Origin of the sequence: Nocardia sp. NPDC088792 (assembly GCF_044750615.1) — a bacterium.
Classification (GTDB): domain Bacteria; phylum Actinomycetota; class Actinomycetes; order Mycobacteriales; family Mycobacteriaceae; genus Nocardia.
The window spans coordinates 371,805-386,777 of record NZ_JBIVKC010000008.1; the positions used below are offsets into that span (position 1 = coordinate 371,805).

Below are 14,973 nucleotides of genomic sequence, written 5' to 3' on the forward strand. Positions count from 1 at the left end.
GCACGTACCGTGACGCCGGATCAGCGCACAACGCGAATGCGGCGATGAGGGCGGCCGGGACCGATCGTCCCGGCCGAGACCATCCGCCGCCACCATTCCGGGCACCTGCCACCACTGTGATCAGTGGCGAGCGGGTGCCCGAATTGCGTTTCCGGGATGCCGCGGTGAGTGAGATCACCGGGGCGGCCGCGGGACGGAAGTCATTGCCCGGCAAGGTCTTCGGATTTCCACGGGGCTGGGCCCCGGGCGGGGTGAGTGAGATCACCGCGGCAAAGGGTTTCGGGAGCATTCGCTGCGGTGTTGCGATTGACCGTGGCCGAATCCTTTCCCCAGCCCGTTGTGGCCGAGTCCCCGTCCGTAGCCACCCCGCCCGCCCCCGTTCCGTCGTCCGCCGCCGCCGAGCCGCGGACGACCTGGCATGTGCCGGCCATGCTGGCGCTGGCGCTGGGCGGGTTCGGTATCGGGACCACGGAATTCGTGACCATGGGGTTGTTGCCGAACATCGCGTCGGCCATGAAAGTGTCGGAACCTACGGCGGGATATGCGGTTTCCGCGTACGCGCTGGGTGTGGTGGTGGGTGCGCCGGTGATCTCGGCGCTGTGCGCGCGGATGCCGCGCAAGCGGCTGCTGCTCGTGCTCATGGCGGCGTTCGCGCTGGGCAATGCCGCGAGTGTGGTGGCGCCGACCTTCGCGACCTTGACGCTCGCGCGATTCGTGTCGGGTCTGCCGCACGGCGCGTATTTCGGGGTGGCCTCATTGGCGGCGGCGTCGCTGGCGCCGGTGGGTCAGCGGGCGAAAGCGGTTGCCGCGGTTATGCTGGGCTTGAGCGCCGCCAATGTCGTCGGCGTTCCCGCAGCCACCTGGCTGGGCCAGAATCTGGGCTGGCGTGACGCTTTCATCGTGGTGGCGATCATCGGATTCGCGACGGTGGCGGCCATATATCGTTTCGTGCCGGAATTGCACGGCATCAGACTTACCGATCCCCGTACGGAATTGGGTGCGTTGCGCCGGCCGCAGGTCGTGCTCACGCTGCTGGTCGGTGCGGTCGGATTCGGTGGCATGTTCGCCGTTTATACATATATAACTACGACACTCACCGACGTGGCGGGTTTGCCGGTCGGCCTGGTGCCGATCGTGCTGATGCTGTTCGGCCTGGGAATGGTGGCGGGGAATATCGCCGGCGGCGTGCTGGCGGACCGTGGGGTGGATCGCGCGATCTTCGTTTCCATGGTGTCGATGGTGGTGATTCTCGCCTGTTTCGTTGCGGCCGCGCACAATCCGTACACCGCGGCGCTGGGTGCCTTCCTGGTGGGCGCATCGGGTGCGTCGCTGGCTCCGGCCCTGCAGACGCGGCTGATGGATGTGGCGCACGATGCGCAGACGCTGGCCGCGGCGCTCAATCACGCGGCCCTGAATATCGCGAATGCGGGGGGCGCTTTCCTGGGTGGGCTGGTGATTGCCCGGGGGCTGGGATTCACCGCGCCGGCGGTTGTCGGGGCGGGTCTCGCGGTGATCGGCACGGTATTGTTCACGATGACCGTGTTCTTTTCTCGGGCGAGGAATGACACGTAGAAACGGCGGCAAAGTACCTGTTGTGTACGAAAGGAATCCGTCATGCGTGCTGTTCGATTCGGCGTTCTGGCCGCCGGCCTGCTGATCGGCCTCGCTGTTCCCGCCGTCGCGTCGGCGGGCGACAATAATGGCCCGATCTCCTGTAGTGACATGAATGGTTGTGCCGCGCAGTGTCAGCAGCAGATCGGGAGTCCTTCGGTCCGGCTGGAGAACTGCGTGAGCAATGCCGACGGCTGGTACTGCACGGCATGCGAGGACAACTCCGAGCAGTAGTAGATTACATACACTCCTGTATGTAAGTGTACTATGCGGGAATGACCCGGACCGCTACCCCGAAGCAGCCTCGGCGCACCCAGGAACAACGCAGCAGTGAAATGCGCGTGCGGCTCCTGGACGCGACCATCGAGTGCCTGGTCGAGTACGGGTATGCGGGAACCACCACACCGCGGGTCGCGGAGCTCGCGGGAGTGACCCGGGGTGCGCAGGTGCACCATTTCGGGTCGAAGACCGATCTGGTCGTGGCGGCGGTCAGTCATCTGGCGCAACGCCGCACCGAGGCCGCCATGAAGGAGATCTCGCGCATGCGGGTGGGCGACGACCCGCTCGGCACCGCGCTGGAATTCCTGTGGGAGCTGCACCAGGGGCCGTTGTTCGTGGCCGCCATCGAACTGTGGGTGGCGGCCCGTACCGATCCGGCGCTCGCGGTCGAGGTGGAGAAGGTCGAGCCGTACGTGAACAATGCGGTGCTGCTGGCGGTGGCGCAGCTGGTGCCGAATGAGATGCACCGCAAGAACGTTCGCGATTTCGCCTATACCGCCATGGATACCCTGCGGGGGATCCTGGTGACCAACTTCGTTTCACCCGATCCGGATCGGGGGCATCGTCGCTGGTTGCGAGCCTCCGCGCAGCTGCGCCTGGCGGCTGCGGCCGTCATGCCCGACCTGCATATAGCCGGCCGGTAGCCGGTCCCCGGAGCGCCCGTTGCGAATTGTTCGCAACGGGCGTTCCGTCGTTTCCGGGCGGGTTTTCGGCCGGCACGGCGGTATGTCCGCGTGCACTGTTCCTACCTGCTGATCTTGTGCAATCCGGCAGCACTTCGGGGTACCCCCTTGCTCATTAACATACAGCTTTGTATGTTTGTTTCGTTCCCTTATGTGAGGAGTTCGATGACGAACAAGGTCTACGTCGTCGGCGTCGGCATGACGAAGTTCGAGAAGCCGGGGCGGCGCAAGAACGAAGACGGCAGTGACTGGGACTACCCGGACATGGCCCGGGAGTCGGGGACCAAGGCCCTCGCCGATGCCGGGATCGATTACCGCGAAGTCGAGCAGGCCTACGTCGGCTACGTCTACGGCGAATCCACCTCCGGCCAGCGCGCCGTGTACGAGCTGGGCATGACCGGTCTCCCCGTCGTCAATGTCAACAACAACTGCTCCACCGGATCCACCGCGCTCTACCTTGCGGCGCAGGCGATCCGGGGCGGGCTCGCGGACTGCACCCTCGCCCTCGGGTTCGAGAAGATGCAGCCGGGCTCGCTGGGTTCCACCTGGGACGACCGTGAACAGCCCATGGCGCGGCACATCATGGCGCTCGCCGAGATCTCCGAGGTGCTGTTCCCGGTGGCGCCGTGGATGTTCGGCGCGGCCGGCCGGGAGCACATGAAGAAGTACGGCACCACCGCGGAGCATTTCGCCAAGATCGGCTACAAGAACCACAAGCATTCGGTGAACAACCCGTACTCCCAGTTCCAGGACGAGTACTCGCTCGAGGACATCCTGGCCTCGCGGATGATCTACGACCCGCTCACCAAGCTGCAGTGCTCGCCCACCTCCGACGGCTCCGGCGCGGTCATTCTGGCCTCCGAGGATTTCGTGGACCGCCACGACCTGTCGCGGCAGGCGGTGGAGATCGTCGGGCAGGCCATGACCACCGACTACGGCTCCACCTTCGACGGGTCGGCCAAGAACCTCATCGGCTACGACATGAATGTCCGCGCCGCACGCAAGGTTTATGACCAGGCCGGGCTCGGGCCCGAGGACTTCCAGGTCATCGAACTGCACGACTGCTTCTCCGCCAATGAGCTGCTGACCTACGAGGCGCTCGGACTCTGCGCCGAGGGCGAGGCCGCGCGGCTCATCGACGAGAACCAGACCACCTACGGCGGCAAGTGGGTCGTGAACCCGTCCGGCGGGCTCATCTCCAAGGGACACCCGCTGGGCGCAACAGGTTTGGCGCAGTGCAGCGAGCTCACCTGGCAGCTGCGCGGCACCGCCGACAAACGACAGGTCGGCACCGTGACCGCCGCCCTGCAGCACAACATCGGACTCGGCGGCGCGGCCGTCGTCACCGCCTACCAGCGCGCCGAGCGCTGAGCACTCGACGAGGAGCGAAAAACCATGGGACACATCGAAGCCAGCAAAGAACTGAACGCGACCCCCGAGGGGCTGTGGGCCGTCGTCTCGGACCCGCAGACCTGGGACAAGTGGTTCTCCATCCACGAGCGCTGGATGGAGGAGCCGCCGGCCGTGCTGGCTCCGGGCGCCAAGCTCACCGCCAAGATCATGATGCTGGGCATGGCCAACAAGATCGAGTGGGTGGTCGAGTCCGTCGATACCCCGACCAAGCTGGTGCTCAGCGGCACCGGTATGGCGGGTGTGAAGGTGCAGTTCGCCTTCGACATCACCCCCGAAGGCAATGGCAGCAAGTTCTCCGTCTCCGGTGATTTCGAGGGCGCGCTGATCAAGGGTGCGCTGGGCAAGGCGGTCGAGAAGGATGGCCTCACTCAGCTGGACAAGACTCTCGCCGCGCTCGACGCTCTCGCCACGGCGGCCTGATATGGCTTCGACGGCAGTCGAATTCGATCAGTCGGGGCTGAACACCTGGTCCGACGACGAGAAGTTCGAGGTCACGCGGGAGCGGATCGCCGAATACGCCGCCGCCACCAACGATCCCATTGCCGCGCATCTGAAAGGTGATGTGGCGCCGCCGGTCTTCGCCATCGTCCCGGTCTTCGAGGCCATGATGATGCCGGTCATCGACGTGGCCCCGATCGACATCTTCGGCCGGGTGGTGCACGGGGAGCAGGACTTCCACTTCCACCGGCCGATCCGGCCCGGCGACAAACTCGTAGCGCGCGCCAAGGCCATCGGGTTCGAGGGCAAGGACAACGGGTCCACCATCACCATCCTCATCGAAACCCGTGCCGAGGACGGGGAACTGGTCAATGAGCAGTACCTGACCGCGTTCTTCCGGAATGTGAATGCCGGTCCGCAGGTCGGTGAGAACGCTCCGGCGCACCGGTTCGATGCGGCGCTGGCGGAGCAGTCGCCGCTGGCCACGGTGGCGGCGCACGTGGACGCGGACCAGACCTACCGTTACTCCCCGGCCTCGGGTGATCCGGTGCCGCTGCACCTGGATGACCAGGTCGCGAAGGATGCCGGTCTGCCCGGGATCATCGCGCACGGCCTGTGCACCATGGCCATGTCGTCGTGGGGTGTGCTGTCGCAGGTCGCGGATTCGGATGTGAGCAAGCTGCGGCGTTATGCCGTGCGCTTCTCCAAGATGGTCTTCCCCAATGACGATCTGGAGACGCAGATCTGGAAGGTCGGCTCGGAGAACGGGATCACGACCTATGCCTTCCGCACCGTCCGTGGTGATGACGTCGTCCTCGGCGACGGTCTTGCCGAGATCGCCGATTGACGGCGAACAACTTCCGACTTCCTGCCCGCCTGCTGTGGCAGGCGGGCAGGGCTGAGGTTCTTACTCGTAGAGGAGACATTTCATGGGTGCACTCGACGGCCGGGTTGCGATCATCACCGGTGCCGGGCGCGGCATCGGCCGGGAGCACGCGCTGCTGTTCGCCCGGGAGGGCGCGGCGGTCGTGGTGAACGACCTCGGCGGCAGTAATGCCGGTGAGGGCGCGGATGCCGGTCCGGCGCAGGAAGTCGCGAACGAGATCGTCGCCGCAGGGGGGCGAGCGATCGCGAACACCGACAGCGTCGCGGACTGGCAGGGCGCGAAGAGCCTGGTGGATCAGGCGGTTTCGGAGTTCGGCCGGCTCGATGTCGTGGTGAACAATGCGGGCATCCTGCGGGATGCCTTCCTCGCGGGCATCGATGAACAGCAGTGGGACGCGGTGATCGCCGTGCACCTCAAGGGGCATGCGGCGGTGCTGCATCACGCCGCCGCGTATTGGAAGGACCGGTCCAAGGCGGGTAATCAGCCGAATGCGGCGGTCATCAATACCGCGTCGGCGTCGGGCACCACGGTCCCGAACGCCGGGCAGGCCAATTACGGTGCGGCCAAGGCCGGTATCGCGGCGCTCACCCTGGTGGCGGCCGATGAGCTGGCCCGCTACGGCGTGCGGGTGAACGCCATCGCGCCGATCGCCCGCACCCGCCTCACCCTGGCCACGCCGGGTATGGGCGACATGATGGCGGCCGAGGCGGCGGTGCTGGAGGCCGATGATTTCGACGCCTTCAGCCCGGCGAACATCTCGCCGCTGGTGGCGTATCTGGCCACCGAGAAGTGCCCGATCACCGGCAAGGTGTTCGCGGTGCAGGGCGGGGCCATCTCCGAGCTGGCCGGCTGGCACGACGTCAAGACCATCGAGACCGAAGGGCCGTGGCTGATCGACGATATCGGCGCGCGCCTGCCCTGACCCCCGAATCCTCTGGGAGAACAACGATGTTCGAATGGTCCGAGACCGATGAACTGATCCGTGGCGCTGTCCGCGGTTTCATCGACAAGGAGATCCGCCCGCACCTGGACGAGCTGGACAGCGGCGAACTGCTGCCGTATCCGATCATCCGGAAACTGTTCAGCGAGTTCGGGATCGACGCGCTCGGCGAGGAGTCGATCACCAAGCTGCTGGCGCGGCAGCGCAAGCGGGAGGAAGCGCTCGCGGCGGGGGAGCCGTTGCCGGAGCGCAAGGAACGCTCCGGGGACGGGGACGGCGGGCCGTTCTCCGGGCAGGAATCGCTGATGGCGGTGCTGGTCAGCGAACTGTCCGGGGTGTGCATGGGCCTGGTCACCGCCATGGGCGTGAGCATCGGTCTCGGGGCCACCACCATTCTGTCGCGGGGCACGCTGGCGCAGAAGGAACGCTGGCTGCCCGATATCGTGACCATGAAAAAGGTTGCGGCGTGGGCGATCACGGAACCGGACTCCGGTTCCGACGCGTTCGGCGGCATGAAAACCTATGTGCGCCGCGACGGTGAGGACTACATCCTCAACGGGCAGAAGACCTTCATCACCAACGGCCCCTACGCGGACACCATCGTCGTCTACGCCAAGCTCGACGAGGGCGCCGAGGTCGCCAAGCGGGATCGCAAGGTGCTGACCTTCGTGCTGGACAAGGGCATGGAGGGCTTCACCCAGGGGAAGCCGTTCAAGAAGATGGGCCTGCACGCCTCACCTACCGGGGAACTGTTCTTCGACAATGTGCGGCTGTCCAAGGACCGGCTGCTCGGCGAGACCGAGGAGCACAAGGGCGGCGACGGACGCGAGAGCGCCCGTTCGAGTTTCACCGCCGAGCGCATCGGCGTGGCGTTCATGGCGCTGGGCATCGTGAACGAATGTCACCGGCTCTGTGTGGATTACGCCAAGCAGCGCACGCTGTGGGGTCAGGAAATCGGGCGTTTCCAGCTCATCCAGCTCAAGCTGGCCAAGATGGAGGTCGCCCGCATCAATGTCCAGAACATGGTGTTCATGGCGCTGGACCGTTCCCGCGCCGGTAAGCCGCCGACGCTGGCCGAGGCCTCGGCCATGAAACTGTACTGCTCCGAAACGGCCACCGAGGTCGCCATGGACGCGGTCCAATTGTTCGGCGGCAACGGCTACATGTCCGAGTACCACGTCGAGCAACTGGCCCGCGACGCCAAGTCCCTCATGATCTACGCGGGCTCCAACGAGATCCAGGTGACCCACGTGGCGAAGGGCCTGCTCGGGCAGTGACCGGCGTCGAGGAGGAAGCGAAATGACCGAAGCGGCAGTAATTTCCGGCAAGGTCGTGGTGATCACGGGCGGGGCGCGGGGCATCGGCCTCGCGACCGCGCGGGCGCTGCGGGACCTGGGGGCGCGGGTGGCCATCGGGGATGTGGACGAGCCGACCGTGAAGGAATCCGGGGCGGGGCTCGGGCTGGATGTCTATGGGCGGCTGGATGTGACGGATCCGGAATCCTTCACGGCCTTCCTGGACGAGGTGGAGCGGCAGCTCGGGCCGATCGATGTGCTGATCAACAATGCCGGGATCATGCCCGCCGGAGCCTTCGTCGATGAGCCGGATCGGGTGACGCGGCGGATTCTCGATATCAATGTCTACGGTGTGCTGCTCGGCAGCAAGCTCGCGGCGCAGCGCATGGTGCCGCGTGGGCGCGGGCATGTGGTGAACATCGCGTCACTGGCGGCGGAGACGCCGACTCCGGGGCTGGCCACCTACTGCGCCAGTAAGGCGGCGGTGCTGTCGCTGACCGAGGCGCTGCGGGTCGAGCACCGGGATACCGGAGTCGAGTTCTCCGCGGTGCTGCCCACCTTCACCAATACCGAACTGGTGGCGGGGACCAAGGGCGTCAAGGGTTTCCGGAATGCGGAGCCGGCGGAGATCGCGGCCGCCGTGGCGGGCCTGCTGGAGAAGCCGCGGGCGCGGGTATCGGTCACCCGGACGGCCGGGGCGCTGATCGCACTGCAGAAGGTGCTGCCGCGTGCGGTGACCGAATTCCTGGGCCGCCGCTTCGGGCAGGAGCACCTGTTCCTCGACGATGTCGATCAGGCGGCCCGGCAGGCCTACGAGCGGCGGGCGCGCGGCGAAAACGACTGAGCGCGAACCTGTTTCCGTCGGGCGATCGCGGCGGTGGAACAGCGTCCCCGGCTGGACCTTTGCGGTCCGGCCGGGGACGCGGGCTTGCGGGCGGGGCTAGGGTTTGCGGGCCAGAGCGGCGGCGATGAGCTGTTCCCACACCGTCAATTCGTGTGTGGCGGAGCCGATTCGGGTGATGCCCTCGTCCTCGTCCTCATCGTCCTGCTGTGCGGCGGGCCGCCACTCCGAGCAGGGCACCAGGCCGGGATCCTGGATCTCGAGGTCGCCGAAGAGGGCGAGGATCTCGTCGTCGGTGCGCCAGCGGCCGCGGCCGAAGGTGGTCTGCAGTTTCGCCTCGGCGGCCTGGGTCTCCTCGGTGCTGCCGGAGCGGAAGTGCGAGATGTAGACGGGACTGCCGGAAGGAATCTGCTCGGTCCAGAACCGCACGACCTCCGACGGTTTCTCGTCCTCGTTGAGGTGATGCAGGATGGCGCTGAAGATGATCGCCACCGGCTGGTCGAAGTCGATGAGCCGCTGCACATCCGGATGCTGGCGGATGGCCGCGGCCTCGCGCATATCGGCGTGGATGACGGTGGTGCGGTCATCGGTTTCCAGCAGGGCGCGGCCGTGCGCCAGCACGATCGGGTCATTGTCCACGTACACGACGTGCGCATTCGCATTGTGCCGCTGCGCGACCTGATGCACATTGTCGACGGTGGGCAGGCCGCTGCCCATATCGATGAACTGGTACACCCCGTCCGCCGCCATCTCGCCGACGGCGCGTACCAGGCAGTTCCGGTTCGCGTACGCGATATCGACCGAACCGGGCAGGTCCTTGATGAAGAAATCCCCGATCTCCCGGTCGGCGGCGTAGTTGTCCTTGCCGCCGAGGAGATAGTCGTAGACGCGCGCAATGCTGGGCTTCGTCTGATCAACCTGCGGTTGGTCGGTCATTACTGCTTCACCCCTGTCCGAGTGACTCCGTTGTGCCAGTAATCCTATGGAAGCGGGCAGGTTCCGGCGCGCGGTTCCCGGTAACCCGTGATCAGCCGGGCGCGTGCGAGGATCGGGGCATGACGGCCGCCGTACCTCACCGTCGAGGCCACCGACACCATCTCCGCCAAGGGCAAGGCCGGGGAGGCGGCGGCCGTGCTCACCTCCGGTGCGATCGCCGTGCAGGTCACTGTGGTCGCGAAGGGCTGGGATCCGGGCGCGGCCCGTTATGCCGCGCTCGGAATCGAGGCCGCCCCGGCCGTTTCCGCCGTGACGACGCAGTCGGGCCTGAAAACCTATGCCCGCATCCCGATCCCGCAGGGTGCTCCGGCACCGCCGCCGCCACTGGATTGAGCAGCGCTTCTCAGGGGCCTTGCCCCTGAGAAATCAAACCGCGCGCAGTCGCGTGCGGGAGGCGTAGACGTGTTCCGCGATCAGGGTCGCGATACGGTCCGGGGCCTCGAGCATCGGGACGTGGCCGACATCGTGGACCAGGATGCGGTCGGCGGAGTCGGGGAGTTCCTGCAGGAACCGCTTGGCGTACAGCCGATTCGGAATGACCCGGTCGTTCTCGCACATGAGCAGTCGCACCGGTGTTCTCAGCGTCGACAGATCCGCCAATGCCGGGAAGCGCAGCCCGCTGACCAGCATGGGCAGCATGGCCGTGCAGTTCATGGCGGACGTGATGGCCGCCTCGATCCCGCGCCGCGGGGCCGCCGACGTGTTCTTGCTGAGCAGGAACGCCACGGCCTGTCGCGCGGGTGCGCTGTAGGAGATGGCGTGCGGCAACCGCTTGCCGATCTCCACGAACGGCACCATGGACAGGAATTTCAGGCCGATCCGCAGTTGCAGCGTCGAGGGCGTCTCCCAGCCGCCCGCGGGCGCGATGGCGGTGAGGGTGCGGGCGCGTCCCCGCCGGGCCAGTTCGAATCCGACCCAGGCGCCGAGCGAATTGCCCGCGATATGGCAGGTGCGCCACCCCAATTCGTCGAGTTGATCCTCGACCCGGTCGGCCAGGGCGCTCACATCGATGTACCAGCCGGTGAAATCGGGCCCGCCCCAATGCCCCGCGAAGGCGGGAGCGAATACCTCGCAATGTCCGGCCATCCGCTGCGCGACCTGCTCCCAGCAGTGCGGGGACATCATGAACCCGTGCAACAGGAGCAGCGGGTCTCCGGAGCCGGTGTGAATCGCCTTCATGGGCGTGAGCGGGGGTGTGGGCCTGGTGGTGCCTGACGTCATCGTCGTCACCCCTTCCTGGACCTCGGTGTCCGCGGAGAAGTGTGTAAGCCGCATTGTACGGTCGTAGTGTGCCCAAAATCATTAGTACGGTAAACGTCAATGGCGTGCGCGCGGCCGCGGGCAAGGGGCTGCTCGCGTGGCTGGCGGACACCGAAGCCGACATCGTGTCCCTGCAGGAGACCCGGGCGACCGATGAGCAAACACGTGCTGTGCTCGCACCCGCACTGGACGCGGGCTGGTTTCTGAGCCACGCCGAACCCGGGGTGAAGGGGCGTGCGGGCGTGGCGATCCTGTCCCGGCACGAACCCGATGCCGTGCGCGTCGGCGTCGGCGTCGACCAGGCCGGAACCTGGTCTCCCGTCGAGGAATTCGCGGAGCTGGGCCGCTATATCGAAGCGGACTTCGGTGAGCTGACCGTCGCGAGCGTGTATGTCCATACCGGCGAGGCGGATACGCCGTTGCAGGACGAGAAGTACCGCTTCCTCGATGCCATCGGTGCGCGCATGACGGCCATCACCCGGGACTTCGTGATCATGGGTGACTGGAATATCGGGCACACCGAACTGGACATCAAGAACTGGAAGGGCAACGTCAAGAACGCCGGATTCCTGCCGCAGGAACGCGCGTGGGTGTCGTCCGTGCTCGCGGCGGGGTACCACGATGTCGTGCGGGAGCTGCATCCCGATGAGCCCGGCCCGTACAGCTGGCACTCCTACCGCGGCCGCGCCTTCGACAATGACGCGGGCTGGCGCATCGACTACCAGTTGGCGCGCGGCGATATCGCCACCCGCGCCAAGCAGGCCGTGGTCGAGCGGGCCGCCACCTATGCCGAGCGGTGGTCGGACCACGCACCGGTGACGGTGCAGTACCGATGAAGGTTTCGGGTAAGTCGCGCGCCTGGCTGCTGCTGGGCGTCGCGCTCGTTCTGGTGCTGGTTGCCTTCATCGCTACGCGCGCCAACGAGCACAAGAGTTCCACTGGCTCGCCGGCGGCGACCTCGTCGGTCGCCAAGACGACCGCGCCCAAGCCCGGCGCCAGACCGCCGGTGAGTGAACAGCTCGCCAAGGTGCCCGGGGTGCCTGATCAGGCATACCGGACGCTGACGGAGATCGATGCCGGGCGCTGGCCGGGGTCCGCCAATTCGCCCGGCACGCACGGTGGCGACACCTGGAACAATCGGGACGGGCAGCTGCCGCGGACGGATTCGTCCGGGAAACGCATCAATTATCAGGAGTGGGACGTGAATCCGAAGATTCCCGGCCAGACCCGAGACGCCCAACGCATCATCACCGGCAGTGACGGTTCCGCCTATTACACCGGTGACCACTACAAGACCTTCACGAGGATGCGCTGATGACCGAGCCGCTGCCGCTGTCGGAATTCCTCACCGCCCCCGCCGTTTCCGATGTCGCGGCGGCATCGGCAGCGGCGGGGTCGGCCCCGGTGCTGGGCGTGCTGCCGATCGGGGCGGCCGAGTTCTCCGGTGTCCGCTACCGGATTCCGGACGACTACCTCGCGCGGGAGGTGCGCGGCCGCAAGATGCGCACGGTCGCAGCGGTTTTCGACGAGTTCGCGGCCGCCTTCCAATTTCCCTACTATTTCGGCGAGAACAAGGACGCCTTCGACGAATGCCTGCGTGACCTCGACGATTTCATCGGCCTCGCGGCGGGATACGTGGTGGTGGTGCGGAATGCGGCGCTACTGCTGGATCAGCAGCCGGCCGAACGCGACTGGTTCGCCGCGGCCATGGCGGACTGCGCGGCCGCGTGGGCGAAGCGCGGCATTCCGTTCCGGGTGGTGTTGCAGGACGCCACCCCGCCCGGGGTCGACGCGGTATCGCTCGTCCTGGATCCGGAAACTCCGCAGGCTTGATTCACCGGAGTTTCCGCTCGCGTTCACCTGCGAACCCCCAACCGTCCGGTACACGCTGCCAAGGTCTCGCTTATGTGATCGCCGCTTTCGGCGATCCGGATCGATCCTGGAGGTTCCATGCCTGCCTCGGCTCGTAGTCGCTTCGGGAAACGAAGCCGCGCTGCCGCCGCGTTCACCGCGCTGCTCGCGCTGAGCGCCACCTCGTGTTCGTCGGACAAGGCCGCCGGACCGGACACCGATACGGCCACGCCGATCAAGCATGTGGTGGTGATCTTCCAGGAGAACGTCTCCTTCGATCACTACTTCGGCACCTACCCGAAGGCCGCGAACACCGACGGCACCCCGTTCACGGCGCTGCCGAACACGCCGCAGGTGGACGGTCTCACTCCGGACCTGCTGACCAAGAACCCCAACCAGTTCCAGCCCGTCCGCCTGGGTGGCCCGGATCAGCAGATCACCTGCGATCAGGACCACACCTACAAGGATGAGCAGGCCGCGTTCGACAACGGCAAGATGGACCAGTTCGTCCAGAAGACCGAGGTCGCGGCCGGCTCGTCCTGCAAGTCGCCGTTGTACGGGCCGAAGGGCCTGGTCATGGGCTACTACGACGGCAATTCGGTGACCGCGATGTGGAATTACGCGCAGCACTTCGCGATGAGCGACAACTCCTACAACACCACCTTCGGCCCGTCCGCGCCCGGTGCGATCAACCTGGTCTCGGGCCAGACGCACGGCATCGCGAAGGAATTCATGCCGGGCGGCAAGCCTTTCCCGGTGTCCGACGTGGTGGACAACCCGGGTGGGCAGCCCACCCTGGTCGACGACGCGCAGCCGCTCGGCGACGACTGCTCCAACCGCGATCAGGTGCAGCTCTCCGGCACCAATATCGGTGACCTGCTGAACAAGAAGAACGTGACCTGGGGCTTCTTCCAGGGCGGCTTCAAGCCGACCGACACCAAGAGCGGTCAGGCCATCTGCGGCGCCAACCACAATGTGGGTGTGGCACTGGGCGGTACCGGCAAGACCGGCGACAAGGCGTTCGACACCAAGGACGACTACATCCCGCATCACGAGCCGTTCCAGTACTACCCGTCCACCGCGAACCCGCACCACCTGCCGCCCAGTGCGGTCGACAAGATCGGTAAGACCGATCAGGCCAACCATCAGTACGACCTGTCCGACTTCTGGTCCGCCGCCGACTCCGGCAACCTGCTGTCGGTGAGCTACCTGAAGGCGGCCGGCTTCCAGGACGGGCACGCCTCCTACTCGGATCCGCTGGACGAGCAGCAGTTCCTGGTGGACACCGTCAATCACCTGCAGAAGCTGCCGGATTGGAAGGACACCGCGGTCGTCATCGCCTACGACGACTCCGACGGCTGGTACGACCACAAGTCGCCGCAGAACGCCATGTCCTCCAAATCGGACACCGACAGCCTCAACGGCCCCGGTGTCTGCGGTAACGGCAGCGCCCGGTACCAGGGTCGCTGCGGCTACGGCCCCCGCCTGCCGCTGCTGGTCATCTCCCCGTACGCGAAGGCGAACTACGTCGATCACACCCTGACCGACCAGTCCTCCGTCCTGCGTTTCATCGAGGACAACTGGAAGACCGGCCGCATCGGTGACGATTCCTTCGACGCCAAGGCGGGCGCCATCGACTCCATGTTCGATTTCAACGCCAAGGCCCAGCCGGTGCTGACGCTCGATCCGAAGTCGGGTGCGGCGAGCTAGCTCGTATTCCCCTGACCGCCCGGCCTTTTCACTGCGAAGAGGCCGGGCGGTGCTGTTCTGCCAGGTCCTCGGCGAGCAGGACGAAGACGTCGGTGGTGTGGTCGATGAGTTCGTCGCGGGTCATCGGGAGGACGCCCTGCAACCAGGAATCGAGTGCCTGGACCAGGCCGCCGACGAGATAGGTCGCGCGGAAACGGATTACCGGATCCGCCTCGGTGTCGGGCCGGTAGAAGTCGACGCCCTCGGCGGCGACCAGGTTCGCGAAGGCGCGAATCGTGTGGGTGGTGCGGGCGCGGAGTTCCGGTGTGGCGGAACTGATCAGGAGGGCGACGCGGGCCTTGCGGGGATCGTCGGTGAGGACGTGGATGCCGGCGGTGATGGCGGCGTGCGCCTTGCCGCGGGAGTCGGCGGGGGCCTGCTGCAGCGCCGCGAGGAGGGCGGTGGCGAGTTCTTCGGCGATGGCGTCGAAGAGGGCGGTGAGTACGGCGTCGCGACTGTCGAAGTTCTCGTAGTAGTAGCGCTCGTTGAGGCCCGCGCCCTGGCAGAGGGCGGAGACGGTGAGTTTGTCGATGCCCTGGTCGCCCAGGATGTCGAGGGCGGCGTCCAGCAGGGCGGTGCGGCGCTGGGCGCGGCGTTCTTCGGCGGAGACGCCGCCGTAGGTCCGTTGGCCGGTCACGGTCCGATTCTGACACGGCCGCAATTCTGGTGACACACCTTGCCAGATTCGCACATCTGGGGGAGTCTGTTTCCAGATGTGATGAGGAGGCAAC

The 14,973-nt window shown here is 66.4% G+C and carries 17 protein-coding genes and 1 pseudogene; 15 read left to right on the forward strand and 3 right to left on the reverse strand.

What is annotated here, in order from left to right; genetic code table 11:
• Positions 1 to 429 precede the first annotated feature (429 nt).
• From ACIP5Y_RS43970 to ACIP5Y_RS44010, 9 genes are all read left to right on the forward strand, one after another.
• The gene (locus ACIP5Y_RS43970) at positions 430 to 1,572 is read left to right on the forward strand and encodes an MFS transporter (protein ID WP_400359793.1); all 1,143 of its coding nucleotides are present in this window, start codon (positions 430 to 432) and stop codon (positions 1,570 to 1,572) included.
• Between the two features lie 42 nt (positions 1,573 to 1,614).
• Positions 1,615 to 1,845: a hypothetical protein gene (locus ACIP5Y_RS43975; RefSeq protein ID WP_400359495.1), complete on the forward strand. Its 231-nt coding sequence runs from the start codon at positions 1,615 to 1,617 to the stop codon at positions 1,843 to 1,845.
• Between the two features lie 41 nt (positions 1,846 to 1,886).
• The gene (locus ACIP5Y_RS43980) at positions 1,887 to 2,534 is read left to right on the forward strand and encodes a TetR/AcrR family transcriptional regulator (RefSeq protein ID WP_400359497.1); all 648 of its coding nucleotides are present in this window, start codon (positions 1,887 to 1,889) and stop codon (positions 2,532 to 2,534) included.
• A 204-nt stretch (positions 2,535 to 2,738) separates the two neighbouring features.
• Positions 2,739 to 3,944 (forward strand): lipid-transfer protein, encoded by a 1,206-nt coding sequence (locus ACIP5Y_RS43985; RefSeq protein WP_400359499.1) that lies wholly within the window; start codon positions 2,739 to 2,741, stop codon positions 3,942 to 3,944.
• A gap of 24 nt (positions 3,945 to 3,968) precedes the next feature.
• Positions 3,969 to 4,406 carry an SRPBCC family protein gene (locus tag ACIP5Y_RS43990; protein WP_400359501.1) on the forward strand — a complete coding sequence of 146 codons (438 nt, stop codon included), beginning with the start codon at positions 3,969 to 3,971 and terminating at the stop codon, positions 4,404 to 4,406.
• A gap of 1 nt (position 4,407) precedes the next feature.
• Complete coding sequence (locus tag ACIP5Y_RS43995) at positions 4,408 to 5,271, forward strand: MaoC/PaaZ C-terminal domain-containing protein (protein ID WP_400359503.1); 864 nt, start codon at positions 4,408 to 4,410, stop codon at positions 5,269 to 5,271.
• 82 nt (positions 5,272 to 5,353) lie between these two features.
• Complete coding sequence (locus tag ACIP5Y_RS44000; protein WP_400359505.1) at positions 5,354 to 6,232, forward strand: SDR family oxidoreductase; 879 nt, start codon at positions 5,354 to 5,356, stop codon at positions 6,230 to 6,232.
• Positions 6,233 to 6,258: 26 nt separating this feature from the next.
• Positions 6,259 to 7,527 (forward strand): acyl-CoA dehydrogenase family protein, encoded by a 1,269-nt coding sequence (locus ACIP5Y_RS44005; protein WP_400359507.1) that lies wholly within the window; start codon positions 6,259 to 6,261, stop codon positions 7,525 to 7,527.
• Positions 7,528 to 7,549: 22 nt separating this feature from the next.
• Positions 7,550 to 8,389, forward strand: a complete 840-nt coding sequence (locus tag ACIP5Y_RS44010; protein WP_400359509.1) for an SDR family oxidoreductase — start codon at positions 7,550 to 7,552, stop codon at positions 8,387 to 8,389.
• A 96-nt stretch (positions 8,390 to 8,485) separates the two neighbouring features.
• Here the strand turns inward: ACIP5Y_RS44010 and ACIP5Y_RS44015 are convergent, their stop codons facing one another.
• Positions 8,486 to 9,322 carry an SAM-dependent methyltransferase gene (locus tag ACIP5Y_RS44015; RefSeq protein ID WP_400359511.1) on the reverse strand — a complete coding sequence of 279 codons (837 nt, stop codon included), beginning with the start codon at positions 9,320 to 9,322 and terminating at the stop codon, positions 8,486 to 8,488.
• Between the two features lie 129 nt (positions 9,323 to 9,451).
• Here ACIP5Y_RS44015 and ACIP5Y_RS44020 point away from each other — a divergent pair.
• Positions 9,452 to 9,541: pseudogene (locus ACIP5Y_RS44020) on the forward strand (PTS sugar transporter); the annotation flags it as partial.
• Positions 9,518 to 9,715, forward strand: a complete 198-nt coding sequence (locus ACIP5Y_RS44025) for a hypothetical protein (RefSeq protein WP_400359513.1) — start codon at positions 9,518 to 9,520, stop codon at positions 9,713 to 9,715. The pseudogene ACIP5Y_RS44020 and the gene ACIP5Y_RS44025, both read left to right, overlap by 24 nt.
• A gap of 33 nt (positions 9,716 to 9,748) precedes the next feature.
• Here ACIP5Y_RS44025 and ACIP5Y_RS44030 read toward each other — a convergent pair whose 3' ends face one another.
• Positions 9,749 to 10,603 carry an alpha/beta fold hydrolase gene (locus tag ACIP5Y_RS44030; protein ID WP_400359515.1) on the reverse strand — a complete coding sequence of 285 codons (855 nt, stop codon included), beginning with the start codon at positions 10,601 to 10,603 and terminating at the stop codon, positions 9,749 to 9,751.
• A 68-nt stretch (positions 10,604 to 10,671) separates the two neighbouring features.
• On the opposite strand from ACIP5Y_RS44030, the gene ACIP5Y_RS44035 reads away from it, so the two are divergent.
• The 4 genes from ACIP5Y_RS44035 to ACIP5Y_RS44050 all read left to right on the forward strand — a co-directional run bounded on the left by ACIP5Y_RS44035 (position 10,672) and on the right by ACIP5Y_RS44050 (position 14,203).
• Positions 10,672 to 11,478, forward strand: a complete 807-nt coding sequence (locus ACIP5Y_RS44035) for an exodeoxyribonuclease III (protein ID WP_400359517.1) — start codon at positions 10,672 to 10,674, stop codon at positions 11,476 to 11,478.
• On the forward strand, positions 11,475 to 11,957 hold the full coding sequence (locus ACIP5Y_RS44040) for a ribonuclease domain-containing protein (RefSeq protein WP_400359519.1): 483 nt from the start codon (positions 11,475 to 11,477) through the stop codon (positions 11,955 to 11,957). Before ACIP5Y_RS44035 ends, ACIP5Y_RS44040 begins: the two co-directional genes overlap by 4 nt.
• Positions 11,957 to 12,475 carry a barstar family protein gene (locus tag ACIP5Y_RS44045; RefSeq protein ID WP_400359521.1) on the forward strand — a complete coding sequence of 173 codons (519 nt, stop codon included), beginning with the start codon at positions 11,957 to 11,959 and terminating at the stop codon, positions 12,473 to 12,475. Before ACIP5Y_RS44040 ends, ACIP5Y_RS44045 begins: the two co-directional genes overlap by 1 nt.
• 117 nt (positions 12,476 to 12,592) lie before the next feature.
• Complete coding sequence (locus ACIP5Y_RS44050; protein WP_400359523.1) at positions 12,593 to 14,203, forward strand: phospholipase C; 1,611 nt, start codon at positions 12,593 to 12,595, stop codon at positions 14,201 to 14,203.
• Between the two features lie 28 nt (positions 14,204 to 14,231).
• On the opposite strand, the gene ACIP5Y_RS44055 is transcribed toward ACIP5Y_RS44050, so the two are convergent.
• Positions 14,232 to 14,879 carry a TetR/AcrR family transcriptional regulator gene (locus tag ACIP5Y_RS44055; protein WP_400359524.1) on the reverse strand — a complete coding sequence of 216 codons (648 nt, stop codon included), beginning with the start codon at positions 14,877 to 14,879 and terminating at the stop codon, positions 14,232 to 14,234.
• Positions 14,880 to 14,973: the final 94 nt, after the last annotated feature.

Bases quoted from the DNA above. Each gene is read 5' to 3' on its own strand.
- ACIP5Y_RS43970 (WP_400359793.1), top strand. From the start codon at position 430: ATGCTGGCGCTGGCGCTGGGCGGGTTCGGTATCGGGACCACGGAATTC.
- ACIP5Y_RS43975 (WP_400359495.1), top strand. From the start codon at position 1,615: ATGCGTGCTGTTCGATTCGGCGTTCTGGCCGCCGGCCTGCTGATCGGC.
- ACIP5Y_RS43980 (WP_400359497.1), top strand. From the start codon at position 1,887: ATGACCCGGACCGCTACCCCGAAGCAGCCTCGGCGCACCCAGGAACAA.
- ACIP5Y_RS43985 (WP_400359499.1), top strand. From the start codon at position 2,739: ATGACGAACAAGGTCTACGTCGTCGGCGTCGGCATGACGAAGTTCGAG.
- ACIP5Y_RS43990 (WP_400359501.1), top strand. From the start codon at position 3,969: ATGGGACACATCGAAGCCAGCAAAGAACTGAACGCGACCCCCGAGGGG.
- ACIP5Y_RS43995 (WP_400359503.1), top strand. From the start codon at position 4,408: ATGGCTTCGACGGCAGTCGAATTCGATCAGTCGGGGCTGAACACCTGG.
- ACIP5Y_RS44000 (WP_400359505.1), top strand. From the start codon at position 5,354: ATGGGTGCACTCGACGGCCGGGTTGCGATCATCACCGGTGCCGGGCGC.
- ACIP5Y_RS44005 (WP_400359507.1), top strand. From the start codon at position 6,259: ATGTTCGAATGGTCCGAGACCGATGAACTGATCCGTGGCGCTGTCCGC.
- ACIP5Y_RS44010 (WP_400359509.1), top strand. From the start codon at position 7,550: ATGACCGAAGCGGCAGTAATTTCCGGCAAGGTCGTGGTGATCACGGGC.
- ACIP5Y_RS44015 (WP_400359511.1), bottom strand. From the start codon at position 9,322: ATGACCGACCAACCGCAGGTTGATCAGACGAAGCCCAGCATTGCGCGC.
- ACIP5Y_RS44030 (WP_400359515.1), bottom strand. From the start codon at position 10,603: ATGACGTCAGGCACCACCAGGCCCACACCCCCGCTCACGCCCATGAAG.
- ACIP5Y_RS44040 (WP_400359519.1), top strand. From the start codon at position 11,475: ATGAAGGTTTCGGGTAAGTCGCGCGCCTGGCTGCTGCTGGGCGTCGCG.
- ACIP5Y_RS44045 (WP_400359521.1), top strand. From the start codon at position 11,957: ATGACCGAGCCGCTGCCGCTGTCGGAATTCCTCACCGCCCCCGCCGTT.
- ACIP5Y_RS44050 (WP_400359523.1), top strand. From the start codon at position 12,593: ATGCCTGCCTCGGCTCGTAGTCGCTTCGGGAAACGAAGCCGCGCTGCC.